Raw genomic sequence first — 23,510 nt, 5'->3', positions numbered from 1 at the left:
AAAACCAAGCGCAAAGTCACTGGATCCCGGCCTACGCCGGGATGACGGCTAAAGCATGAAGCGGTGGGGCGAGCACCCGCCCCTCACCCCAGCCCTCTCCCCAAAGGGGAGAGGGAGTCAGACGTGCGCAAGTCGTGAGGACTCAGCTAGCGAGATCGAGCAACTCGATCAACTCCGCTTCGATGCCTTCCAGATCCGGAATCACCGCGATGTCATCGCGCACCAATACCTGCGCACGCACCCCCGGCGGCAACGGCGCGCCGTCATGCGTGGGAATGATCAGTTCCGCGTTGAGCGTGGTCAGGCGCGGGAAGCCCTGCGTGACCACCGCGATGAACGGCAGGTCCGGATGTCCGCCCAACGCCTTGAGCACGGCCACGCGCACGGTCTGCTCGCTGTCGCTCTCGCCGGCGCCGGCCAGCGTGTTGAACGAGACCAGCGGCACGCGCCAGCCGCGCCACGCGATGCGGCCCAGCAGCCACGGCGGCGAACCTTCCAGCGGCTCGGGCGCGGGCATGGTGATCACTTCGGCCACGGTGGCATTGGGCAGCAGCAGGCGCAGGTTGCCGACCGGCACCAGTACGCAACGGATTTCACGCGGTAGTGGCAGATCGCTCATCGCCGGCCCTCCATCAACATCTCGTCCACCAGGCGCGCGGCCAGCTCGGCCGGCGTGCCCGAATAACTGTGCAGGCGCTCGGCCTCGATGCCGTGCACCATGTCGGCGTACTGGCCATCGGAAGACTCGATCCACACCTGGCCACCGCGATCGTGGATGGCCTGGCATCCGCCAAGCGCATCGTTGGCCTGCCCCGCGAACACGATGGCCTGCGCGTTGCGGCCGAACACGTTGGCCGCCAGGGTGAAGCTCGCATCGATCGGGGAACTGCGCGTGTCGTTGTTCTCCAACGATTGCAGGTCCACGCGGCCATCCCGGTGCACGCGCGCCTGATGCCCGCCGGGCACCACCAGCACCTCGCCCGCGCGTGCACGCGTACCGGGACCGGCGATGCGCACGGGCAGCTCGCTGTGGCGCGCCAGCGTCTCGCACAACGCCTCGACCGTCTTGCCGCCCAGATGCTGGACGTGCAGCACGGCAACGCGCAGGTCGGCCGGCAGCATCGACAGGAAGGAGCACACCGCTTCCAGGCTGTCTGACGCCGCGCCCAGCACCAGCAGGCGGCTGACGGCGCCGTCCAGGTCGTCGAGCAGCATTTCGGTGCCGCCTTCGTATTCCTTCGGCGCAAGCGCCTCTTCCATCGAGACCAGTTCCAGCTTCATGCCGGGCTCGATGATGGAAGCTTCTTCCTCGCCGCCCTCGGGTGCGAGGAAATCGGCCGCGCTCAGCTTTTCGATGCCGAACTCCTTCGGGGCCGCCGGCGCGGGCGAAGGCGCGGCGGCCGGTGTCTCGCCGTCCTCGACCAGCGACCAGCTCGACGCCAGCCCAAGCATCGAGGCGGACGACGCCTGCCTGGCGTCCGTCGCCGGCATGAACGAGTCGTCCAGCGGCGTCAGCGCCAGGTGATCCAGCTGGAACGCAGGCGTCGACCGGGCCGCGGTTTCGTGCGCCGTCGCGTCGAGCGGCGCGTGCCCCTGGGTGGCCACTGCCTCGACACCGAACAGATTGACGGGCAGCGGCGGCGGCTCGTCGGCGTCGTCGAAGGCCGAGCCTTCGGCACCCTCGTGAGCGTGCGTCGCTGCGCCGAAGTTGCCGTCGTGCAAGGGCGGCAGCTCGTCGTCGGCGCTGAACTTCAGGCCCGAGCCGAAATCGTCGTCGGCGTCGAGCGGCAGGTCGGCCAGCGCCGCGAAGTCGTCGGCATGCAGGGGCTCCTGCTCCTGCACTGCTGCATGGGTTTCGTCGGCCACCGGCTCGTCGGCGGCCATCAGCGCCTCGAGCTCCGCGGCCAGCGATTCGGATTCGACTTCCGTTGCGTCCGCCACATGCGGTGCAATCGGTTCCGCCACGTCGAGAGGCGCGGCGAAACTCGGCGCGGGCTCGTCGGCAACGGACAAGGCGGGCGGCGCGGCCACTTCGGGGATCACCGGCGCGTCGTGCGGACGCGGCGGATCCAGATCGCCCTGGGCCATTACCTTCACCGCGAGATGGCGCGCCCAGCGCGCACGATCCCAGCCGTCCAGGGAACGGCTGGCGGCAGCGTCGTTGAACACCACGCGCGGCCGGTCGCCGTCGATCACGTCGTAGAGGCGGTCGAGTTCGTCCTCGGCCTCTTCGTCCAGATTCACCACCAGCACTTCCGCGCCGGTGGCGTCGAGCATCTGCCGGCTCAGGGTGGACAGCGCACCTTCGTGCACGATCCGCGCACCACGCTCCCGCAGCGCTTCGCGCAGCTGGCTGCCAAGATCCACGTCATCGAACAGCAGCGCTACCGCGGTCGCCGTTTCAGCCATTGAGCGACTCCGTGGTGCGCTGTTCGAGCACTTCGCCGATCTGCGCCAGCAGCTCGGCCTCCTGGTAAGGCTTGCCGAGGTAACGGTCCACGCCGATGTCGAACGCGCGCTGGCGATGCTTATCGCCGGTACGCGAGGTGATCATGATGATCGGCACGTCGCGCAGCCGCGGATCGGCCTTCATGTGCGTCGCCAGCTCGTAGCCGTCCATGCGCGGCATCTCGATGTCGAGCAGCATCAGGTCGGGCACGCGCTCGTGCAGCTTTTCCAGCGCGTCCACGCCGTCCTTCGCGGTGGCCACTTCGTACTCGTGGCGTTCCAGCACGCGGCCGGTGACCTTGCGCATGGTGATGGAGTCGTCGACCACCATCACCAGCGGACGCACGCGCGGCTCTTCCACCACCGGCGTCGCGACCGCGCTGAGGCCTTCCTCCAGGCGCGCCTGGCGGCGGGCGATGCCATGGCGCACCAGCGGGGCCAGATCAAGAATGATCAGCACCGAGCCGTCGCCCATGATGGTCGCGCCGAGGATGCCCGGCACCGAGCTGATCTGCGGGCCGACCGACTTCACCACGATTTCGCGCGAGCCGATCACGGCGTCGATGCGAATGGCGGCGCGCAGGTCGCCCGAGCGCGTCAGCAGCAGCGGAATCTGTTCTTCGTCGCCCGCATGGCTGGCCGAGATGCCCAGCAGGCTGGACAGCTCGTGGATGTCGTAGCTCTCGCCGCCATACGGGAAGGTCGGCTCGGGGTCGGCCATGCGCTCGGCCAGCTCCGCCGGCGTGATGCGCGCCACGCCCTGCACCGAGGTCATCGGGATGGCGAAGGTCGACTCGCCGATGCGCACCAGGATCGCCTGCGTGACCGCGAGCGTGAACGGCAGGCGCAACACGAACGTGGTGCCCTGGCCTTCCTTCGATTCGATCGACAGCGCACCGCCGAGCTGCTTGATTTCGTTGGCCACCACGTCCATGCCCACGCCGCGGCCGGCGAGCTGGGTCACGGTGCTGGCGGTGGAGAAGCCCGGCTGCGTGATGAGGGCGAGCACCTGGTCGTCGCTCAGGCGCGCGTCGGCGCGGACCAGCCCGCGTTCCACGCCGCGCTTGCGGATGGCGTCGCGATCCAGGCCGCGGCCGTCATCCGTCACACGCACCACCACTTCGGTGGCTTCGCGCGCCACGCGGATGCGCACGGCGCCCTCTTCCGGCTTGCCCGCCTTGCGGCGCTCGGCCGGCGATTCGATGCCGTGGGCCACCGCGTTGCGCAGCATGTGCTCGAACGGCGCCTTGATGCGGTCGAGCAGGTTGCGGTCCATTTCGCCGTGGGCGCCTTCCACGTACAGCTGGGCGCCCTTGCCTTCTTCCTGCGCGGCCTGGCGCAGTGTGCGGCGCAGGTTCGGCACCATGGTGTCGAACGGCAGCATGCGCGTGCGCAGCAGGCCTTCCTGCAGCTCCGAACTCACGCGCGACTGCTGGATCAGCAGGGTTTCCGCCTGGCGCGTCAGTTCGTCCAGCATGCCCTGGATGGACACAAGGTCGGACACCGACTCGGCCAGCGCACGCGAGTACTGCTGCAGCTGCGAGAAGCGGTCGAGCTCGAGCGGATCGAACACCGAGATGCCGGCTTCGCGATGCTCGCGCTGGAAGCGCGCGATGATCTGCGCTTCCGTTTCGATTTCCATCATGCGCAACTGGCCGCGCAGACGCTGCACGGTCTGGTCGAGTTCGACCAGGTTGAAGCGGTAGCCGGCCACCTGCTGTTCCAGGCGCGAACGGTAGATCGCCACCTCGCCCGCGTGGTTCACCAGCGAGTCGAGCAATTCGGCGCGAACGCGGATCTGCTCCTGCGGCGTGGACTGCACCTCGTCGCCGCGCTCTTCCGGCAACAGCTCCGGCAGCGGCGCCGTGCGGGCCGGGAACGGCACGACGTTGGCCGGCTCCTGCGCGAGTGGCGCAGCGGCAGCGGTTTCCGTGGCGGATTCCTCGCCCGCCATCGCCAGGAAACGGTCGATGATGGCCTGCGGATAGGGCACGGGCTTGCCTTGCGACACGAGCTGCACCAGGCCGTGCAGCTTGTCGAAGCCCACTTCCAGCGCGGCGATCAGTTCGCCGATGTGCGCCGACTCCGCGTGCAGCGGTTTTTCCAGCGCGGTTTCGATGGCGTGCGTGAGGTCGCCCACCGGCACCATGCCGGCAATGCGCGCGCCACCCTTGAGGGTGTGCAGGTCGCGCTGGATTTCCGCCAGATGCTCGACGGCCGCCGGCTCGGCGCGCCACTGGGCGAGCACGCTGTCGGAATGGTCGAGAATTTCGCGGGCTTCCTCGATGAAGATCTCGAGCAGGTCCGGGTCGATCTGATGCGGCAGCAAGGCGGCTTCGTCGTGCGCATCGACATGCGCCGCCGTTTCGGCCAGTTCCGGCGACTCGGCGTGCAACGGCGCTTCCGGCGCGACTTCCTCGGCCAGCGCGTAGACTTCCTGCGTCTCCGGCTCCGCCTCTTCGACGGGCACTTGGACCACGGGCGCTTCCGTCTCGATCGCTTCGTCCGACACGTGGACGGTCGGCGCTTCGAGCTCGATCTCCTCGATCGGCAACTCGTCGATCGGAGGCAGCGCTTCGATCGATGCCGCGTGCTCGCCGTCGGTCGCTTCGGCGACGTCGGGCATCTCGGTTTCTTCGATGAAGTGATGCGCGATCGCGTCGGCTTCCGGCGCGATCGCCACGTCCTCGACTTCTGCCTCCGGCGTGCCGGCGTGCTCGACGGGCACTTCGGCCTCGTGCGCGACCGGACCGATTTCCAGCGTCTCGGCCTCTCCGATCAGATCGGCGTAGGCCTTGGCGAGTTCGTCGTCCTCCGCGCCGCTCGCCACGTGTTCCGGCTGCGTCGCGTGCGGCAGCTGGTCGGCGGCAGGCAGGTGCGCGTCCAGGTCGTATTCGCCCAGCGCGGCAAGCAGTTCGTCGGCGTAGTCGCCACCGGCGGCCTCGGGCGCGGCGGGCGCCGCCAGTTCGATGTGCTCGACCGGCAGCGAGGCATCCGACAGCGCCTCGTCCAGCGACGCGGCGAGCGATTCCTCGTGGGTCGGTGCTGCGGCGTGCAGCGGTGCCTCGTCCGGCGTGTCGACCGGCGTTTCGAACAGCACGTGCGCGACCTTCGGCTCGGGCTGGCTGTCGCGCAGTTCGGTCAGGCGATGGATCAGGCTGTCCAGGTCCGGCAGCTGCGGCGACGGCGCGTCGAACTGGTTCATCACGTGGTCGACGGCGTCGGCGCTCTGGCTGAGCAGCAGCACGCCTTCCGGCGACAGCGGCTGGCCGGCCGCGCGCAGGCGCTTGAGCAGGCTTTCCAGCGGCGACAGCAGCTGCGTCAGCAGCGGGATGTCGACCATGGCGATGGCGCCATGCAGCGTGTGCACGGCGCGCAGCAGGCTGTCTTCCACGCGCAGCTCGCCGTCGACGCGGTTGATCGCGGTACGGATGGTGGCCAGGTACTGCGCCACTTCGCTGCGCAGGATTTCCAGCAGCACCGGGTCGATCGGCGGCATCACCGGCGCGTCGATGACGTCGTGCGCAGGCGTCGGCGCCTCGGCCTCGGCGGGCGTCGTTTCGATCTCGGCCAGCGTGGCGGCGGGAATCGCTTCGGCGGCCACGCTCACGCGCGGCACGCGGCGACGGACGATGCGGCGCACGGTTTCGGTGGCGCCCGTGGCGGGCACGTCGGCCAGGCGCGCGTCCACCTGTCCCGAGGCCAGGCGCTCGGCGATCTCCATGATGGCCGTCACCGGCACGGTCACCGCGCCTTCGCCCATCAGGGCGGCGCGCAACGGCGGCAACGCGTCGATGGCGGCGGAAACGACTTCCTGCACGCCTTCGTTCGGCGGGACCGAGTGGTCCAGCACGCGGTTGAGCATGTTCTCCACTTTCCACGCGAACTCGCCCAGCAAGGTGGCGCCGACCAGGCGCCCCGAACCCTTGAGCGTGTGGAAGGAGCGGCGGATCGGCGTGAGCGCGTCGAGCTGCTGCGCATCGGCCAGCCAGGTCTTGCGGCTGGCGTGCAGGCTGTCGATCTCTTCCTGCATTTCCTCCAGGAAGATGTCGCGGATGTCGTCGTCGATGCCGGCGGTACTGGTCTGGAAGCCCGCGTCGACGGCGGCCGCGCCGGACACCGGCACTTCCTCGACCACTTCTTCCTCGATCTCGATCCAGTCGCCTTCGTCGGCGCCCTGCACCGGCTCCTGCGGCGTGATGTGCACTGTATCGGCCAGGCGCAGGCCGGTGATCTCCTGCGGCTCGGGCTGCGGCGTGTCGCTACGGCCGACGATCAGGCCGGTCAGGTCCTCGCCATGCGCCACGCTGACGCTCTCGGAGAGATCCGGCTGGTTCGCCAGCGCGGCGGCGAGCGCAGCATCGGCGGCGCGCGCCACGTGTTCCGGCGGCGTGGCATCCAGTTCGTCCTCGGACGGACCGCGCGCAGCCGGCGGCGGCCAGTAGCCCAGGCTGCTGAGGCTGTGCTCGGCCACGTCCAGGATGTGCTCGAGCCCGCCGCGGTGTTCGCGCGCGGCTTCGAGGTAATACTCCAGCGCGGCCAGCGCGTCGGCGAGATGATCCATCTGCGCGGTGCTGGGCACGCGGCGGTCGGTCAAAAGTTCGTTGCCGACGAAGCGGCCGATGCCCTCGGCCAATTCGGCCGGGCGCGGCGCGGACAGCATGCGCAGCGCGCCGGAGACTTCGTCCATCAGCGCGCCGACCTCGGCGAGCTGCTGCGACTGCCAGCCGGATTCGACATACGCGACGATGGCGTCCTTCACCTTGCCGGTGTTGGCGGTGGCCTCGTGCATCAGCGTGGCCAGGATGTGGCGCGCCTCGCTGCGCGGCAGCATGCTGGTCGGCGTTTCGCTGGCCGGCTCGCCGTCGGCGCCCAGGCTTTCGATGTGGTCGTCCAGCGACGCTTCCACGTACAGCAGGGCGCCGGCGACATCGAGCAGCAGCTCTTCGTCCGGCGCGCGCACGCGGCTGACGATTTCGTCGAGCACGCGGCGCTGCTCGTTCACCACGCGGCGCGGCACGCCCAGGGCCAGCATGCCCAGCGTGTCGCCGACGCGTTCGAGGATCTCGGTCTGGCTGGCCAGCTGCGCGGGGTCGGCGTCGGTCTGCCTGAGGAACAGGTCGAGCGACTCCTTCACGCGCAGCAGGTCGTCCTTCAGCGCCTTCGCCACGGAATCGAGCAGGGCGCGGTTGTGGCCGGCCATGGAACCGCGGGCGTGTTCGACTTCGCTCTGCTCGGGCAGCAGCGCGTCGAGCGCATAGGTCTGGCGCAGCTGCTCCATGCGCGGGCTGCCCTGGCGGACCTGGCCCACGACGTAAAGCAGCTTGCGTGCGAGTTCGTCGGCATCGCCGCCACGCAGGCTGGCCTCGCCATGTTCGACCAGCTGGCGGATGCTGCGATCCACCTTGCCGATCAGCTGGCGCACTTCGCCGGTCTGGCTCTTGAGCGCGCCTTGCTGCACGCCTTCCAGCACGCCGGCCGCGATCCACCACAGGCGGCGGCCCGGGACGGTGTGGCAGCGCGCCGTGATGGCGTCCAGCGTCTGGATCATGCCCGCGAGCTGCTGGTCGCCGCCCTGACCACGGAACCACGACAGCAACTGCTGCTGGAAGCGCAGGCGCAGCGTGGTGACTTCGCTGCGCTGGCGCTCGCCGTTGACTTCCTGCAGCGGCGCCGGCGCCTGCGCCGGCAGGGCCACTTCAAGGTTGGGCGTGAACAGCGCCGATTCGTGCAGCGCCTGCTGACCACGGCTGGAACGCAGGTCGTTGAGCAGCGGCAGCAGCACGACGGGCACGTCGCGATGGCCGCCGGAGAGGCGTTCGAGGTAATCGGGCAGCTGCATCAGGCCGCGCATCAGCGCGGCATAGGCTTCCTCGCGGTTGGCGACGTGGTCTTCGAGCAGGGAGATGGCGAGTGTTTCCATCTCCTCCGTGACCATGGCCGCACCGTACAGCTCGACCATGCGCAGGGTGCCGTGCACCTGGTGCAGGCTGTCCGCGCAGGAACGCATCGCCGCCCGGTCGCCCGGGTTGTCGACGTAGGACTCCAACGCCTCGCGGGCCAGGGCGAGCGTCTCGTCGAGCTCGGGCTTGACCCACTGCAGGGTGGTGAAATCGATGTGGTCTTGAAGTCTCATGCGCCCCTCTCAGCAGCCACGTAACGGTTTGTCACGCAACCGGCGAGGTTGCCCCCCGTGAAAATCGTTATCAGCCAACTACTCACTCAACCCGGCAGCTTGAAGTGCGCCACCGAACGGCGCAGGTCGCTTGCGAGCTGGGCCAGGTAACCGATGGAGTCGGCCGTCTGGCTCGCGCCCTGCGAGGTCTGCGAGGTGATTTCCTGGATCGCATTCATCGACACCGAAATATCGGTGGCCGCGGTGGACTGCTGGCGCGCCTGGGTCGAGATGTTCTGAATCAGCGCCGACAAGTCGTGCGACACGCGCTCGATGTCGCCCAGCGCGCTGCCCGCGTCTTCCGCGAGGCGTGCACCGGCCACCACTTCCGCGGTGGTCTGCTCCATCGAGTTCACCGCTTCGTTGGTATCGGACTGAATGGTCTGTACCAGCGTCTCGATTCGCTTCGTCGCGCTCGCGGAGCGTTCCGCGAGGCGCTGCACTTCGTCCGCCACGACCGCGAAGCCGCGGCCCGCCTCACCCGCCGACGCCGCCTGGATGGCTGCGTTCAAGGCGAGGATGTTGGTCTGCTCGGCAATGTCGTTGATCAGTTCCACGATGGAGCCGATCTCCTGCGAGGATTCGCCCAGTCGCTTGATGCGCTTGGAGGTTTCCTGGATCTGGTCGCGGATGGAGTCCATGCCCGAGATGGTCTCGCGCACCACTTCGGCGCCGCGCGATGCGATCTGCACCGAGCGCTCGGCCACGTCGGCGGACTCGGCCGAGTCCTTGGACACCGTATCCATCAGGCTGGCGATCTGGTTGATCGCGGTGGTCGCCGTGCTGATGCGTTGCGCCTGGTTCTGCGCGGACTCGGCCAGGTGGCGCGCGGTGGTCTGCGTTTCCTGGGCAGAGGACGACACCTGCTCGGACGTCTCGTTGATCGTCGTCACCAGGGTGCGCAACTCGTCGATGGCGTAGTTCACCGAGTCGGCGATGGCGCCCGTGATGTCTTCGGTCACGGTGGTCTTGACGGTCAGGTCACCTTCGGCGAGCGAACCCATTTCGTCCAGCAGGCGCATGATGGCCTCCTGGTTGCGCTGGTTGAGTTCGGTCGACTCCTGGAAGCGGCGGCGCTGGTCGGCGATCAGCTGCACCACGAGGACGGCGAGGAACGCGGCCGCGCCGATCGCGCCGAGCACGCCCCACCACAGGTTGGGGAACAGGCGGCGGGTCGGCAGCTTGCTGACCTGGTCGGCCAGTTCGTTCGCGCGCAGCAGCACGTTCTGCGAGTCGAGCGAGGCCTGGTTGCCGGCGCGCTTCACGTCGCTGAGGTTGCCCGCCGCGCTGACCAGCTTGCCCACCGGATCCTGCAGGTTGTCCCACTGAGTCTGCATGTCGGTGAGGATCTTGCGCGCGTTGGCATCGCCCATGGCGCGCACGCCCACTTCGGTGTTGCCTTCGAGCAGGCCCTTGAGCACTGAACCGTAGAGCTGGCCGTCGCGGGCCAGGCCGTCGGCGGCCGGCTGCGAGGCGTCGCCGCCCTGCAGCACTTCCTGCACGCGGCGGATCATTCGGTCAGCCAGCACCATCTGGCGGGCGGAGGTGTAGGTCTGCTCCGCGCTGCCGCCGCGCTGCTGCAGGATGTTCACCACCTGCTCCATGCTGGAATTCAGCAACGGCAACTCGCGGCCCAGGGTGCCGGCGCGCTGCGCCGAATCCACCACCAGTGCCTTGTTGGAGAGGATCTTGCCGATGTCCGCGTCGAGCTGGCCCCAGGCGTTGCTGAGCGCGCTCACGGCACGGCCGGCCGGGGTGGCGTTGTTGTCGGCGTAGGGCTTCATGCCGCCCTTCGCATCGCCCTTGTTGAGGCGCTGGATGGCCGAGTCGATGGTGTTGCGGTTGGTCTCGAGCTCCTTGAAGGAGTCGACGTTACCGTCCGCCGCTTCCAGCGCCAGCTTGGCCGTCTGCTGCGACAACACCTGGATCTGGGTGGTCAGCCCCGTCGCCTGCGCGTCCTCGCGGCCTCGCAAGGTCAGCATGGCGAAGTCGACACCCGTGAAACCGAACGCAATGACCAGCGCAATGATGAGGCCTGTATAGCCCCGCTCCTTGCCCATGCCCCCTGTAGTGCTCATGCAAGTTCACCTCGCCCTTCTACGCCTCGCCGCCCTTGCCGGCGGAGGCGTCGGATCATCGCCCTGATTCCGGCCTTGGAGCAGCGCCGGTCCTACTTATCGTTCAACCGTTGCGTCAGGCCGCGGCCTGACGGAAGTCCGGCGCACGGACCAGCTTGCCCATACTGAACACAGCCAGCCGTGGTTCGCCTACGCGATCGTCCACGAAACGCGTCAAACGCGGATCTTCTTCCTGTTCGGCCTGGCGGCGCTGTTCGGCGTCCACCGTTCGCTGCCCGAACACTTCATCCACCATCAGCGCCACGCTGCCGGCACCCTGGCGCACCACGAGCAGTCGGGTGCGTTCGGTGGACTGCGTGCGCTCGCCAAACAGGAAACGCGCCAGGTCGATGACCGGCACCAGGTTGCCGCGCACGTTCGCCACGCCGAGCAGCCACGGCTGCGTACCGGGCACCGGCGTCAGCGCGGGAACCGCCAGCAGTTCGCTGATCTCGTCGATGCCGCTGACGAACAGGCGGCTGCCGGCGCGATAGCCGATGCCTCGCCAGAGGCCGGGCGCTTCGAGCTTTTCCGGCGTGCCGGAGGCATGCGCGAGCGAAAGACGTTCGTAACGGGCCAGGATTTCAAACGGCGAGAGCGAGACGGTCTGGCTCATGCTCGCCTCATGCCGCGTTGGGCAGCAGGTCGTTGATGCAGGCCAGCAAGTCTTTTTCGTTGACCGGCTTGGTGATGAAGGCGCGCGCACCCTGGCGCAGGCCCCACACGCGGTCCGTCTCCATCGACTTGGTGGTGATCATGACGATCGGAATGCCGGAGGTCACCGGGTCGCGCGTGAGCGTGCGCGTGGCCTGGAAGCCATTCATGCCGGGCATGATGACGTCCATGATGACCAGGTCGGGCTTCTTCGCGCGCACGCGTTCGATGCCCTCTTCGGCATTGCCGATGGAGTCCACTTGATAACCCGCGCGCTCGAGCAGCGTGGTGAACACGCGCACGTCCGTCGGCGAGTCGTCGATGATGAGAATATTGGCCACAGGCCCCCCTCAGATCCTGTAGTCGTCGGATTTAAACCGTAACGACATGTCGATGGATGGCACCAAGCAGCTCATCGCGCGTGAACGGCTTGGTCAAATATTGTTCCGCGCCCACGATGCGCCCGCGCGCCTTGTCGAACAGGCCGTCCTTGGAGCTGAGCATGATCACGGGCGTGCCGCGGAACTGCGGATTGTTCTTGATCAGCGCGCACGTCTGATAGCCGTCGAGGCGCGGCATCATGATGTCGACGAAGATGATCGCTGGCTTCTGGTCGGAGATTTTGGCGAGCGCCTCGAATCCGTCCACCGCCGTGAGCACGTCGCAACCTTCTTTCTTCAGCAAGGTTTCGGCGGTACGACGGATGGTTTTCGAGTCGTCGATAACCATGACCTTGAGGCCGGCCAGGCCATTTCCACTTATGTTCAAGTTCACAACACCCCCCTGCGACCCGCCCCTGGCTCAGGTAAACCATGCGACCGCCAACCACTGGGCTAGCGGTCCCAAATGAAGATACAAAACCGTGCGTCGAGACGACGTACGGCGATCGTTCAGCCGGCAGGCACTCGTGCGTTGCTGTTTACCGCCTGCCCGGCGTGACGTCAAGCTGAAATCTTAGGTAAAGCGCTCTACGTCATTGAATCGAACGGTCCGGCTCCCTGGGCGGCCGATGCTGGGGCTGATCGGCAACGTTTCCCTGCGGAGACAATCCCGGCGATCCGGCACCTTCGGGAAACCTCTTGATCGATGGACTGATCAACGCAATCTCCCGCCTTCGGACGACATACACTGCCCTGCCGCCGCCCGGCCGATGCCGGCCGCGGATAGTGAACATGCACTGCTACCGGAGAATGACGATGGCCCTCAAGGTCGCCGTACTGATGGACCCGATCGGCTCGATCAAGATCGCCAAGGACACCACCTTCGCCATGCTGCTGGAAGCCCAGCGCCGCGGCCACGAGCTGTTCTACCTGGAACAGGGCGACCTGGCCGCCCGCAACGGCGAGCCCTGGGCCCGCCTGGCGCCGCTCTCCGTGCGGGACGATCCGGCCGGCTGGTACATCCTGGGCGAGCCCGAGTGGCGCGACCTGCGCGGCATGGACGTGCTGCTGATGCGCAAGGACCCGCCGGTGGACCCGCAGTTCATCTACGACACCATGGTGGCCGAGCTGGCCGAGCGCGCCGGGGTGGCCGTGGTGAACCGGCCCCAGGCCCTGCGCGACTGCAACGAAAAACTGTTCGCCATGCACTTCCCGCAATGCATGGCGCCGACCCTGGTGAGTCGCGACGCGGCGGAGCTGCGCGCCTTCGTGGCGACCCATGGCGAGGTGGTGCTCAAGCCGCTGGACGGCATGGGCGGGCGCGGCATCTTCCGGGTGAAGGCCGGGGACAGCAACCTCAATTCCATGCTGGAAACCCTGATCGCGGCCGGCCCCAAGGGCGAGCACAGGCAGTTCACCATGGCGCAGAAGTTCATCCCGGAGATCACCGCCGGCGACAAGCGCATCCTGGTGGTGGACGGCGAACCGGTGCCCTACGCGCTGGCCCGCATCCCGCAGGGCAGCGACTTCCGCGGCAATCTGGCGGCCGGCGGCCGCGGCGTGGGCGTGCCGCTCAGCGAGCGCGACCGCTGGATCGTCTCGCAGGTGGCGCCGGAGCTGCGACGGCGGGGGCTGCTGTTCGTGGGCCTGGACGTGATCGGCGACTACCTCACCGAGATCAACGTCACATCGCCGACGTGTGTGCGCGAACTGGATGCCCAATTCGGGCTTAATATTGCCGGTCAGCTCTTCGACGTCGTCGAGCAGAAACGAACCACCGGAACCCGCGCTGCGTGAGCCAACCTGCTGTCCGCACCAGCGCCGACATGTTCGGCGCCACCATGCTTTTCTCGCTGCTGCTGCATGGCGTGGTGATCCTCGGCATTACCTTCACCTACGTGAAAGCCAAGCCCAGCCTGCCCACGCTGGACGTGACCCTGGTGGACGTGGCCAACCGCGAGGCGCCGGACAAGGCGGACTTCCTCGCCCAGGCCAACAACAGCGGCGGCGGCGAAAGCGACAAGGCCGCCCGGCCCTCCCAGCCGGTATCGGGCGCGTTGCCCCGCCCATCGAATGGCGTGGCGCCGCAGCCCGTGCAGGCCAGCGCGCCGCGCCCGCAGGAAGCCACCGACGACAAGCTGCTCACCACCACCGGCAACAGCCATTACAGCGTCAGCACCGACAGCGCGAAGCTGGAGCAGACGCCGCAGGATCTTCCCCCCTCGCCCGACGAGGTGAAGCGCCAGCAGGAAATGGCCCAGCTGGCCGCCGAGGTGCGTGACCGCAGCGAGCAGTACGCCAAGCGCCCGAGGAAGAAATTCATCTCGTCCAACACCAAGGAATACGTCTACGCCGCGTACATGCGCGGCTGGGTGGACCGGGTGGAACGCGTGGGCAACCTCAACTACCCCAACGAGGCCCGCCGCCGCGGCCTGCACGGCGACGTGCTGATGACGGTGACGCTCAACCGCGACGGCTCCGTGAAAGGCATCGAAGTGGTGCAAAGCTCGGGCCAGCCGCTGCTGGACGCCGCCGCGCAGCGCATCGTGCGCCTTGCCGCACCGTTCCCCGCCCTGCCGCCCGACAAGGAGCGGATCGACGAGTTGAACATCACGCGCACCTGGCAGTTCATGCCCAACGACACGCTGCACAGCAAGTGAGCAGGAGCGAGTGAAGGAGAAGTGAGAAACGAGAGAAGAGCGGCCCGCCTTTCTCTCACTTCCCGCTCCTCTTCACTCATTTCTCGCTCCCAAGCTCCCAGGGCTTACAATGCCCCCATGCCTGCTCCCCGACCCCAAGCGTCTTCCCTCGCCGGTCAGTTCCTGATCGCCATGCCCAGTCTGGCCGAGCCGCCGTTCTCGCGCGGCGTGGCTTTCATCTGCCAGCACGACGAGGACGGCGCCGTCGGCCTGCTGGTGAACCAGCTTTCCGAATACCGCCTGGGCGACGTGCTCGCGCAGATGAAGCTCGAATGCAGCGATCTCGAACTGGCCGATGCGCCGGTGCTGATCGGCGGCCCCGTGCAGCAGGAACGCGGCTTCGTGCTGCACCGCGAACCCGGCCATTGGGAATCGAGCTACCGCATCAACGACGAGTGGTCGGTGACCACCTCGCGCGACATCCTCATCGCCATGGCGCACGGCGAAGGTCCGCGCCTCGCCATGATGGCGCTGGGCTACGCGGGCTGGAGCGCCGGCCAGCTCGAGCAGGAGCTGAAGGACAACACCTGGCTCACCGCCGACGCGAGCGAACGCGTGGTGTTCCACACCCCGCTGGAGGAACGCTGGAGCGCCGCCGCCGGCCTGGTCGGCGTCGACCCGCTGCAGCTGCCTGGCTACGCAGGGCACGCATGAGCTGCGTGTTCGGCTTCGACGTGGGCAGCCGGCTGATCGGCGTCGCCGTCGGCAATCGATTCACCAGCAGCGCCCGCGGCCTCGCCGCCGTCGCCGTGCGCGATGGCGATCCGGACTGGTCCAGGATCGACGCCCTGCACAAGGAGTGGCAGCCCGACACGCTGGTGGTCGGCCTGCCGCTGACGCTCGACGGCGAGGAACAACCCGCCAGCAAGGGCGCGCGCCGTTTCGCCAACAAGATCGCCGAGCGCTACAAGCTTCCCGTGGTGCTGACGGACGAGCGCTACAGCTCGCAGGAAGCAGCGCAACGCTTCGCCAGCGCACGCGCCGCCGGACTGAAGAAGAAACGCGACGCCGCCGCCATCGACGCGGAGGCCGCCGCGGTCATCCTGGAACGATGGCTCGCTTCCGCCGACCACTGACACGACACTCCCGACCGGACCTCCGCCCGCCATGAGCTCTCGCCTGCGCCACCTCACCACCCTGGAACACCTGCCCCGCGAGACCATCGAGCGCCTGCTCGACCGTGCGGAGTTCATGCGCGACAGCTGCGCGCACGGCACGCGCAAGCTGGACCTGCTTTCCGGCCGCACCATCCTCAACCTGTTCTTCGAACCCTCGACGCGCACGCGTACCTCGTTCGAGCTGGCCGCCCGCCGGCTGGGCGCCGACGTCATCAACTTCGACATCGGCTTCTCCTCCACCAGCAAGGGCGAGGCGCTGTTCGACACGCTGCACACGCTGGAGGCGATGCACCTGGACGCCATCGTGGTGCGCCACAAGGTGTCGGGCACGCCCGAAGAACTGGTGCGCCACGCCATGAGCGGCGTGTCGGTGATCAATGCCGGCGACGGCAACCGCGCGCATCCCACCCAGGGCCTGCTCGACGTGCTGACCATCCGCCAGCACCGCCCGGACTTCCGCCAGCTCACCGTGGTCATCTGCGGCGACGTCAAGCACTCGCGCGTGGCGCGCTCGGACGTGCATGCGCTCAAGGCGATGGGCGTGAAGGAGATCCGCCTGTGCTCGCCGCAGGCGCTGATGCCGGAACCGTCGGAATTTCCCGGCTGCGTGCTCACCGACGACTTCGACGCCGCCGTCGAGGGCGCCGACGTGATCATCATGCTGCGCCTGCAGAAGGAGCGCATGGCCGCGACCGACCTGCCGGACGAGGCCGCCTATTTCAGCCGCTACGGCCTGGACAACCCCCGCCTGGCCCGCGCCGCCCGGGGCGCCCTGGTGATGCACCCGGGTCCGCTCAACCGCGGCATCGAGATCGCCCCGGAAGTGGCGGACGGCGCGCAGTCGCGCATCCTGGAACAGGTCGGCAACGGCGTGTTCGTGCGCATGGCGGTGCTTGCCGAGGTGCTGGGCCGCTGAGCCGGCACCCGCGGCCGGCGCCGGCCGTACCGGCGCGCCGTGCCGCACCGCGGCATGTCACAAATGCAGGCATAATGCGCGGCGCAACATCACCTCACTCAAGGGATTAGACATGCGATCGACGACGCGCATTGCTGCGCTGGGCCTTGCCGGCGTGCTGCTGGCTGCATGCCATCACAAGGACAAGGACGCGCCCCTCGCCTTCGTGCCGGCCGACACGCCGTACGTGGTGGCCAACCTGGACGTGCTCGACGACGACACGCGCAAGGCGCTGCTGGCCCAGGCCGATGCCCAGCTGCCGTCGGAGCTGACCCAGCTGCGTTCCACCGCCGACGACATGGCCGAGAAGGATCCCGATCTTTCCCGCCTGCTCAAGGCCGTCATCGCCGAGCTGGATGGCAAGACCATCGAACAGTTCGCGCAGAACGCGGGCCTCAACATCAAGGGCCGCTCGGCCTTCTACGGCCTGGGCCTTTCCCCGGTGGCGCGCTTCGAGCTGACCGACCCCAAGGCCTTCGACGCCTTCGTCGGCCGTCTTGAAGCCGCCTACGGCAAGCCGTTCGACACCGCCACCGTGGGTGGCCAGAGCTACCGCAAGCACGTCTCCGCCGATGCCGGCGTGCAGATCGTGCTGGCCGAGGTCGGCAAGCAGGCCGTGGCGGCCATGCTGCCGGCCGACGCGCCGGAAGCCACGCTGCGCCTGGCCTTTGGCCTCGACCGTCCGGAAAAGAACATCCAGGACGACGGCCGCCTCGACAAGCTCGCCAAGGCGAAGGACTACCAGCCCTGGGCCATCGGCCAGGTCGACCTGGCCCGCCTGCTGCCGCTGGCGGCCAGCGGCAAGGACCCGTTGTTCAACGCGCTGATCAAGGCCCGCGCCGAAACGGAATCGGCCAAGACCGGCGAACCGGTGGCCAATCAACTGCAGGTGTCGCCCGCCTGCGAAGCCGATGCCACCCGCATCGCCTCGCGCGTGCCGGCGATCAGCTTCGGCTACACCAAGCTCGACGAGAAGCACCAGGACATCCGCTGGGACGTGGCCCTGGCCGACGACATCACCAAGGCCTTCAGCGGCATGAAGGTGGAGCTGCCCGGCCTGGGCGCCGCCGGCACCGCGCCGTTCGACATCAGCGTGGCCCTGCCCATCGCCCAGCTGCGTCCCTTCTGGAGCGCGCAGGCGGATGCCGTCGCCGCGAAGCCGTTCACCTGCCCGTCGCTCAATGAGCTCAACGAGGGCTTCACCAAGATCGGCCTGATGTCCCAGCAGGCGGCCGTGCCGCCGGTTGGCGACCTGCTCGGCGTGCGCGTGGCGCTGGACAGCTTCGACGCCGGCAGCAACGACACCCTGCCGAAGTTCAGCGGCCGCATCCTGATCGGCACCTCCAACCCGGCGGGCCTCGTCGCCATGGCGCAGATGGCCTCCTCGGGCCTGCAGCAGCTCAAGCTCACGCCCGACGGCAAGCCCGTCGCGCTGCCGCCGGAACTCACCGCGCCGCTGGGTGCGCCGGTGTGGGCCGCGATGGGTCCGAAGTCGCTGGCGCTGGCCGTGGGCCAGGGCGAGGAAGTGAAGATGGGCGAGCTGCTCAACGCCGCCGCCGGCGACGCCGGTCGCCTGGGCCGCCTGAGCCTGAGCGGCGAGATGTACCAGGCCTGGGTCAAGGCCATGGCGCAGAAGGCCGAGCACATCGCCGAACTCACCGCCGAGGCGCAGTCCGACGATCCGCAGGCGCAGGCCACCGCCAAGGCGACGGCCGAACGCTCGAAGGCGCAGTTCGCGTCGATGGAAACTCAGGCCGCGCGCATCAAGTCGCTCAACGGCGACCTGCGCATGACCAGCGACGGCCTGGTGATCACCAGCCAGACCGAACTGAAGTAAGCCCTCGCTACGCGATGGACAAAAAACGGGGCGCCATGGGCGCCCCGTTTTTTTGCGCGATGATCGCCAGCTCAGATCGAAAGTGCGGCGCGCCGCTGCTGCCGCACAATGCTCAGCCCCAGCGCAACGGCCAGCAACACCACGACCACCACGAAAATCGCCAGGCCCAGATGCTCGCCCTGCAGGCCATGCTCGAAGCCGGCCGGCACGGTATCGCCCTGGGTCAGTTCCAGGGCCAACATGCCGGTGTAGTGCATGCCGCACACCGCAACACCCATCACCAGCGCGCTGCCCAGCATCTGCAGCTTGCCACGCAGATTGAAGGCCAGCCACAGCGCGGCCATCGAGGCCACGATGGCGATGGCCACCGACAAGGCCACGATGCCGCCGTCATAGGACACCCACGCCGACGACAGCATGGCCGCCATGCCCAGGTAATGCATGCCGGCCACGCCCAGGCCCATCAGCACGCCGGCGAACAGCAGGTTGATGAAGCGGAATGCGCCGGTACCGACGATCGCCAGCCCCAGCGAGCAGGCGACGATCGCCAGCACCGCCGATGCCGCCGTCAGCAGCACGTCGTACGTCACCTGCGTACCCATGTTGCACGCAAGCATGGCGATGAAGTGCATGGCCCAGATGGCGCCACCACCCATCGCCGTACCCGCCGCGAGAATGGCGCCCCAACGCTGCCTGGCGTTCTGCGCCAGCGGAATGCCCAGGGCGAACTGCAACGCCGTGAACGACCCCAGCACCGAGACGGCATACGACAACCCGACCAGCACTCCGTTGTAATGCTGATGCATGTCTTGCATGTTGCTCCCCTTCGTTGGCTACGGACGCCCAGCCATCACCGCCGTCTTCCCTTGGCGACGATCAGTGGGATATGTCGAACACGCACATGGCCGCGCCATGGCTGTGGCAACTGGTTTCGCGCGTGAACACCGCACGCGAATCCACCGATTCGGCGAGCAGGCCCTCGATGAAACCGCAGAAGAAGCGGCCGCCGGATACGCCACCGGGCTGGCACAGCGGACAGCCGCGCACATGCAACTGGTTGTCGTGATGCTCCACCGTCACCAGTACGCGCAAGGCAGGCAACGCAATGCGGCGGACCGCATCGGCCAGCATCAGCTTTGCGCCCAGCGCGAAGTCGCGCTTGTACACCCATGCGCCCGTGCGGCGGCCGGCAAGATAGAGCGATGCATCGCGCGCTTCGGCCGCCACCGCGTAATCGAGATTGATCAGCCAGGGAAAGATGCGCGGATAGTCCCTGGCCAGATTGGGCAGCATCCGCTCGACGCGCGCCACGTCGGCGCCTGCCGTGATGGGCGCCTGCTCCTGCGCTGCCGCGGGTGCGCGCGCAACGGCGGCCGGCGCTGCCGCCGGCAAGGGCGCCGCGGCGACCGCTGGCGGCGCATCGTCCACCAGTTGTGGGCGCACCGATTCGAAGCTGAGCACGCGCGGATGCGTGCCTAGCGCTTCCTCCAGGGCCAGCTGTCGCTCGTCAGGTCCGCGCAGGATCAGCGTGAGGCAGGCGCCTTGCGCATCCTGCACCAATCGCTGGCGGACAAGTACGTGTCCGTACTCCGTCACCACGCGTCCCAGCTCCACCAGGAGCCCTTCCCTACGCTCGGAAACGACCCGGACTTCCAGATCGGCCATGATTCCCCCCGAAATCAAGCCAGCACATGCTGTGCTTCGCTTTGCAAATTTGCCGTATAGCCGTCTATTTCACAAGACGCCGCGTCGCTTTTCGACATCGTTCCCACAGTAGCGACACGTTTGTATCGAAAGCGTCTACGCATGAGCCTGCAAAACAGCGGCAAACTCACGCTTTCTCACCTGCGCTATGTGATGCGCATCACACCTTGCTCGATCTTAGAGCCTGTTCGCGATCCGAACACTCTTCCAACGCTGCCATGACGCCGCGTTGCCAAGCGTAATGACGCGCTGAACGGGTTCACGTCGCAGCCATCTTCAATTCATGCCGGGGCTGTTGGGATGGCGTCGCGGATGCCGCACGAGCGGCTTCCGCCTGTCTCCACCAAGGACAGCGCTTCCCCACTACAGGAGATTCCCCATGCGCACTACCAACCTGTTTCGCAAGACGCTGATTGCCGTTGGCCTGGCAACTGCCTTCTCGGCCATGCCGTTCGCGCAGGTTGCCGCCCAGAGCGCCGCCTCCCAACAGGCCCAGAACGCCGCGGCCCAGCAGCAGGCCCAGCAGGCGGCCATGCAGGAGAAAGAAACCAGCACGAGCAATGAGACCGTGCCCGGCCGCACCAACGATGCGTGGATCACCACCAAGGTGAAGTCCGAGCTCGCCAGCACCAGCGGCATCAAGAGCAGCGACATCTCCGTCTCCACGACGGACGGCGCCGTGAGCCTGACCGGCACGGCGAGCAGCGCGGCCGAAAAGACCAAGGCCACGCAGATCGCCAAGAAGGTGAAGGGTGTGAAAAGCGTCGATGCCAGTGGCCTGACGGTCAGCGACACGGCCAAGTAAGCTCACGCGCGCCGCAGCGGGCGGCGATGAAAGACGAAGAAGGAGCCCGCGGGCTCCTTCTTCTTGCCGATGTCTTGGCGCTTGCCGTCAGCGGCGCAGCAGCCCGCCGCCGAAGTTCGAGGAATCCTTGGTTTCCTCGATCTCCACGCCCTCCAGGCCCTGCGAGAGCGTGTGCGCGTCGCCGCCCTGGGCAAGCTTGATGCGCAGGCGCACTTCGTTGGAGCTGTCCGCGTGCCGCAGCGCGTCTTCGTAGGAGATCTCGCCGGCGTGATAAAGCTCCACCAGGCTCTGGTCGAAGGTCTTCATGCCCAGGTTGGTGGATTCCTTCATCACTTCCTTGAGCTTGTGGATCTCGCCCTGGCGGATGTAGTCCTGCACCAGCGGCGTGCCCAGCAGCACTTCCACCGCCACGCGACGCGCCTTGCCGTCGGGCGTGGGGATCAACTGCTGCGCCACGATGCCCTTGAGGTTCAGCGACAGGTCCATGAACAGCTGCGAGCGGCGGTCTTCCGGGAAGAAGTGCAGGATGCGGTCCATCGCCTGGTTGGCGTTGTTCGCATGCAGCGTGCACAGGCACAGGTGACCGGTTTCGGAGAAGTTGATCGCGTGCTCCATCGTCTCGCGCGTGCGCACTTCGCCGATCATGATCACGTCCGGCGCCTGGCGCAGCGTGTTCTTCAGCGCGTTTTCCCAGCTGTCGGTATCGATGCCCAGCTCGCGCTGCGTGATGATGCAGCCCTCGTGCTTGTGCACGTATTCGATCGGGTCCTCGATGGTGATGATGTGGCCGGTCGAGTTGGCGTTGCGGTAGCCGATCATCGACGCCAGCGAGGTGGACTTACCGGTGCCGGTGCCGCCCACGAAGATGATGATGCCGCGCTTGGTCATCGCCAGCTGCTTGATCACCGGCGGCAGGCTGAGCTCCTCGATGGTCGGGATCTTCGACTCGATGCGGCGCAGCACCATGCCCACGCAGTTGCGCTGGTAGAAGCACGACACGCGGAAGCGGCCCACGCCCTGCGCCGAGATGGCGAACTGGCATTCGTGGGTCTTTTCGAATTCCTCGCGCTGCGAGGGCGTCATCACGTTGAGCACCATGTCGCGCGACTGCTGCGCGGACAGCGGGCTCTGCGTGATCGGCACCACGCGCCCCTGCACCTTCATCGATGGCGGCACGCCCGCCGTGATGAACAGGTCGGACGCCTTCTTGTGCACCATCAACTTGAGGAAGGAGGTGAAATCGAAGTCGCTCATAAGTCCCTCCGGGACAGGGAATCGAGAATAGGGAATAGAGAATAGGAAAAGCGGGATCTCGCGGCGTGCGATGGCGCTGCACGATTTTGCTATTCCCCATTCCCTATTCCCCCAAAAGGCATCAGCCTTTGAAAATGTCCTTGTTGCGCGCGTAACCCATCGCCTGCTGGCGCGTCACCAGGCCGCGCTTCACCAGGTCCTGCAGGTTCTGGTCCAGGGTCTGCATGCCGTACTGCTGGCCGGTCTGGATGGACGAGTACATCTGCGCCACCTTGTCCTCGCGGATCAGGTTACGGATCGCGGGGATGCCCACCATGATCTCGTGCGCCGCGATACGGCCGCCGCCGACCTTCTTCAGCAGCGACTGCGAAATCACCGCGCGCAGCGATTCGGACAGCATCGAGCGCACCATCGGCTTTTCGCCGGCGGGGAACACGTCGATGATGCGGTCGATGGTCTTGGCCGCCGAGCTGGTATGCAGCGTGCCGAACACCAGGTGTCCGGTTTCCGCGGCCGTCAGCGCCAGGCGGATGGTTTCCAGGTCGCGCAACTCGCCCACCAGCACGTAGTCCGGGTCCTCGCGCAGCGCCGAGCGCAGCGCCTCGTTGAAGCCGTGCGTGTCGCGGTGCACTTCGCGCTGGTTGATCAGGCACTTCTGCGAGGTGTGCACGAATTCGATCGGATCCTCGATGGTGAGGATGTGGCCGTATTCGTTCTTGTTGATGTGGTCGACCATCGCCGCCAGCGTGGTCGACTTGCCCGAACCGGTCGGCCCGGTCACCAGGATCAGGCCCTGCGGCTGCTCGATCAGCTCGCGGAACACGGCCGGCGCGGCCAGGTCTTCCAGCGTGAGCACTTCGGAGGGAATGGTACGGAACACGCCGCCCGCGCCGCGGTTCTGGTTGAACGCGTTGACGCGGAAGCGCGCCAGGCCGGGAATCTCGAACGAGAAGTCGACCTCGAGGAATTCTTCGTAGTCGCGCCGCTGCTTGTCCGACATGATGTCGTAGATCAGCGAGTGGACCTGCTTGTGGTCGAGCGCGGGGATGTTGATGCGGCGCACGTCGCCGTCCACGCGGATCATCGGCGGCAGGCCGGCGGACAGATGCAAGTCCGAGGCCTTGTTCTTCACCGAGAAGGCAAGCAGTTCGGCGATATCCATCTGGTTTCCCCTTGAACCCTATCGTCTGGCTGACTCGTGCCCGGGGCGGGGTTTTCTCCGGACGCGGCAACGGGGCGCGCGGGGCGCCATGCCGTTCGACCGGTCCGTTCCCCGTTCCCCAAGCAGCGGGCCGATACTACTCGCCGCGCGGGCCGGGCGACCAGTCTTTCCTTTGGCCGTAAGCGGCAAACTGCGGACCAGG

At 67.3% G+C, this 23,510-nt stretch carries 18 protein-coding genes; 7 read left to right on the top strand and 11 right to left on the bottom strand.

Annotated features, from left to right (window positions below; all coding sequences use genetic code 11):
- Positions 1-142 precede the first annotated feature (142 nt).
- The 7 genes from BDW41_RS11570 to BDW41_RS11540 all read right to left on the bottom strand — a co-directional run bounded on the left by BDW41_RS11570 (position 143) and on the right by BDW41_RS11540 (position 12,168).
- Positions 143-619 (bottom strand): chemotaxis protein CheW, encoded by a 477-nt coding sequence (locus BDW41_RS11570; RefSeq protein WP_074547887.1) that lies wholly within the window; start codon positions 617-619, stop codon positions 143-145.
- Positions 616-2,409 (bottom strand): chemotaxis protein CheB, encoded by a 1,794-nt coding sequence (locus BDW41_RS11565; RefSeq protein ID WP_074547888.1) that lies wholly within the window; start codon positions 2,407-2,409, stop codon positions 616-618. Before BDW41_RS11565 ends, BDW41_RS11570 begins: the two co-directional genes overlap by 4 nt.
- Positions 2,402-8,584 carry an Hpt domain-containing protein gene (locus BDW41_RS11560; protein ID WP_074547889.1) on the bottom strand — a complete coding sequence of 2,061 codons (6,183 nt, stop codon included), beginning with the start codon at positions 8,582-8,584 and terminating at the stop codon, positions 2,402-2,404. Before BDW41_RS11560 ends, BDW41_RS11565 begins: the two co-directional genes overlap by 8 nt.
- An 86-nt stretch (positions 8,585-8,670) precedes the next feature.
- Positions 8,671-10,701, bottom strand: coding sequence for a methyl-accepting chemotaxis protein (locus tag BDW41_RS11555; RefSeq protein WP_074547890.1), 2,031 nt, complete (start codon positions 10,699-10,701; stop codon positions 8,671-8,673).
- A gap of 115 nt (positions 10,702-10,816) precedes the next feature.
- The gene (locus BDW41_RS11550; protein ID WP_074547891.1) at positions 10,817-11,356 is read right to left on the bottom strand and encodes a chemotaxis protein CheW; all 540 of its coding nucleotides are present in this window, start codon (positions 11,354-11,356) and stop codon (positions 10,817-10,819) included.
- A 7-nt stretch (positions 11,357-11,363) separates the two neighbouring features.
- A complete protein-coding gene (locus BDW41_RS11545) occupies positions 11,364-11,735 on the bottom strand; it encodes a response regulator (protein WP_074547892.1) in 372 nt (123 codons plus the stop codon).
- Positions 11,736-11,766: 31 nt separating this feature from the next.
- Positions 11,767-12,168, bottom strand: a complete 402-nt coding sequence (locus tag BDW41_RS11540; protein WP_272942656.1) for a response regulator — start codon at positions 12,166-12,168, stop codon at positions 11,767-11,769.
- A 422-nt stretch (positions 12,169-12,590) separates the two neighbouring features.
- On the opposite strand from BDW41_RS11540, the gene gshB reads away from it, so the two are divergent.
- The 6 genes from gshB (at position 12,591) to BDW41_RS11510 (ending at position 18,383) form a co-directional block, all read left to right on the top strand.
- Positions 12,591-13,571: a glutathione synthase gene (gene gshB / locus BDW41_RS11535; protein ID WP_074547893.1), complete on the top strand. Its 981-nt coding sequence runs from the start codon at positions 12,591-12,593 to the stop codon at positions 13,569-13,571.
- Entirely contained in the window at positions 13,568-14,434 is an 867-nt protein-coding gene (locus BDW41_RS11530; protein ID WP_233496848.1) for an energy transducer TonB, read from the top strand. The genes gshB and BDW41_RS11530 overlap by 4 nt, the downstream gene beginning before the upstream one ends.
- A 117-nt stretch (positions 14,435-14,551) precedes the next feature.
- Positions 14,552-15,127, top strand: a complete 576-nt coding sequence (locus tag BDW41_RS11525) for a YqgE/AlgH family protein (RefSeq protein WP_074547894.1) — start codon at positions 14,552-14,554, stop codon at positions 15,125-15,127.
- Positions 15,124-15,549, top strand: coding sequence for a Holliday junction resolvase RuvX (gene ruvX, locus BDW41_RS11520; protein ID WP_074547895.1), 426 nt, complete (start codon positions 15,124-15,126; stop codon positions 15,547-15,549). Before BDW41_RS11525 ends, ruvX begins: the two co-directional genes overlap by 4 nt.
- Positions 15,550-15,580: 31 nt before the next feature.
- The gene (locus BDW41_RS11515; protein ID WP_074547896.1) at positions 15,581-16,507 is read left to right on the top strand and encodes an aspartate carbamoyltransferase catalytic subunit; all 927 of its coding nucleotides are present in this window, start codon (positions 15,581-15,583) and stop codon (positions 16,505-16,507) included.
- Between the two features lie 112 nt (positions 16,508-16,619).
- Complete coding sequence (locus BDW41_RS11510; RefSeq protein WP_074547897.1) at positions 16,620-18,383, top strand: hypothetical protein; 1,764 nt, start codon at positions 16,620-16,622, stop codon at positions 18,381-18,383.
- A 71-nt stretch (positions 18,384-18,454) separates the two neighbouring features.
- On the opposite strand, the gene BDW41_RS11505 is transcribed toward BDW41_RS11510, so the two are convergent.
- Positions 18,455-19,198, bottom strand: a complete 744-nt coding sequence (locus tag BDW41_RS11505) for an MHYT domain-containing protein (protein ID WP_074547898.1) — start codon at positions 19,196-19,198, stop codon at positions 18,455-18,457.
- A 61-nt stretch (positions 19,199-19,259) separates the two neighbouring features.
- Positions 19,260-20,048, bottom strand: a complete 789-nt coding sequence (locus tag BDW41_RS11500; protein ID WP_233496847.1) for a hypothetical protein — start codon at positions 20,046-20,048, stop codon at positions 19,260-19,262.
- A gap of 418 nt (positions 20,049-20,466) precedes the next feature.
- Between BDW41_RS11500 and BDW41_RS11495 the strand changes: the two genes are divergently transcribed.
- Entirely contained in the window at positions 20,467-20,892 is a 426-nt protein-coding gene (locus BDW41_RS11495) for a BON domain-containing protein (protein ID WP_074547900.1), read from the top strand.
- A gap of 87 nt (positions 20,893-20,979) precedes the next feature.
- Here BDW41_RS11495 and BDW41_RS11490 read toward each other — a convergent pair whose 3' ends face one another.
- Positions 20,980-22,146: a PilT/PilU family type 4a pilus ATPase gene (locus BDW41_RS11490; RefSeq protein WP_074547901.1), complete on the bottom strand. Its 1,167-nt coding sequence runs from the start codon at positions 22,144-22,146 to the stop codon at positions 20,980-20,982.
- A 121-nt stretch (positions 22,147-22,267) separates the two neighbouring features.
- A complete protein-coding gene (locus BDW41_RS11485) occupies positions 22,268-23,308 on the bottom strand; it encodes a type IV pilus twitching motility protein PilT (RefSeq protein ID WP_074547902.1) in 1,041 nt (346 codons plus the stop codon).
- Between the last annotated feature and the right edge of the window lie 202 nt (positions 23,309-23,510).

Source organism: Dyella sp. AtDHG13 (genome assembly GCF_003201105.1).
Taxonomy (GTDB): Bacteria; Pseudomonadota; Gammaproteobacteria; order Xanthomonadales; family Rhodanobacteraceae; genus Dyella; species Dyella jiangningensis_B.
The sequence above is the reverse complement of the archived record's forward strand: the minus strand, read 5'-3'. Positions and strand labels throughout refer to the sequence as shown.

Coding starts and splice junctions, on each gene's coding strand:
- BDW41_RS11500 (WP_233496847.1), bottom strand. CDS start 20,048: ATGGCCGATCTGGAAGTCCGGGTCGTTTCCGAGCGTAGGGAAGGGCTC.
- BDW41_RS11525 (WP_074547894.1), top strand. CDS start 14,552: ATGCCTGCTCCCCGACCCCAAGCGTCTTCCCTCGCCGGTCAGTTCCTG.
- BDW41_RS11570 (WP_074547887.1), bottom strand. CDS start 619: ATGAGCGATCTGCCACTACCGCGTGAAATCCGTTGCGTACTGGTGCCG.
- BDW41_RS11510 (WP_074547897.1), top strand. CDS start 16,620: ATGCGATCGACGACGCGCATTGCTGCGCTGGGCCTTGCCGGCGTGCTG.
- BDW41_RS11555 (WP_074547890.1), bottom strand. CDS start 10,701: ATGAGCACTACAGGGGGCATGGGCAAGGAGCGGGGCTATACAGGCCTC.
- BDW41_RS11565 (WP_074547888.1), bottom strand. CDS start 2,409: ATGGCTGAAACGGCGACCGCGGTAGCGCTGCTGTTCGATGACGTGGAT.
- BDW41_RS11495 (WP_074547900.1), top strand. CDS start 20,467: ATGCGCACTACCAACCTGTTTCGCAAGACGCTGATTGCCGTTGGCCTG.
- BDW41_RS11560 (WP_074547889.1), bottom strand. CDS start 8,584: ATGAGACTTCAAGACCACATCGATTTCACCACCCTGCAGTGGGTCAAG.
- BDW41_RS11490 (WP_074547901.1), bottom strand. CDS start 22,146: ATGAGCGACTTCGATTTCACCTCCTTCCTCAAGTTGATGGTGCACAAG.
- BDW41_RS11515 (WP_074547896.1), top strand. CDS start 15,581: ATGAGCTCTCGCCTGCGCCACCTCACCACCCTGGAACACCTGCCCCGC.
- gshB (WP_074547893.1), top strand. CDS start 12,591: ATGGCCCTCAAGGTCGCCGTACTGATGGACCCGATCGGCTCGATCAAG.
- BDW41_RS11505 (WP_074547898.1), bottom strand. CDS start 19,198: ATGCAAGACATGCATCAGCATTACAACGGAGTGCTGGTCGGGTTGTCG.
- ruvX (WP_074547895.1), top strand. CDS start 15,124: ATGAGCTGCGTGTTCGGCTTCGACGTGGGCAGCCGGCTGATCGGCGTC.
- BDW41_RS11550 (WP_074547891.1), bottom strand. CDS start 11,356: ATGAGCCAGACCGTCTCGCTCTCGCCGTTTGAAATCCTGGCCCGTTAC.
- BDW41_RS11485 (WP_074547902.1), bottom strand. CDS start 23,308: ATGGATATCGCCGAACTGCTTGCCTTCTCGGTGAAGAACAAGGCCTCG.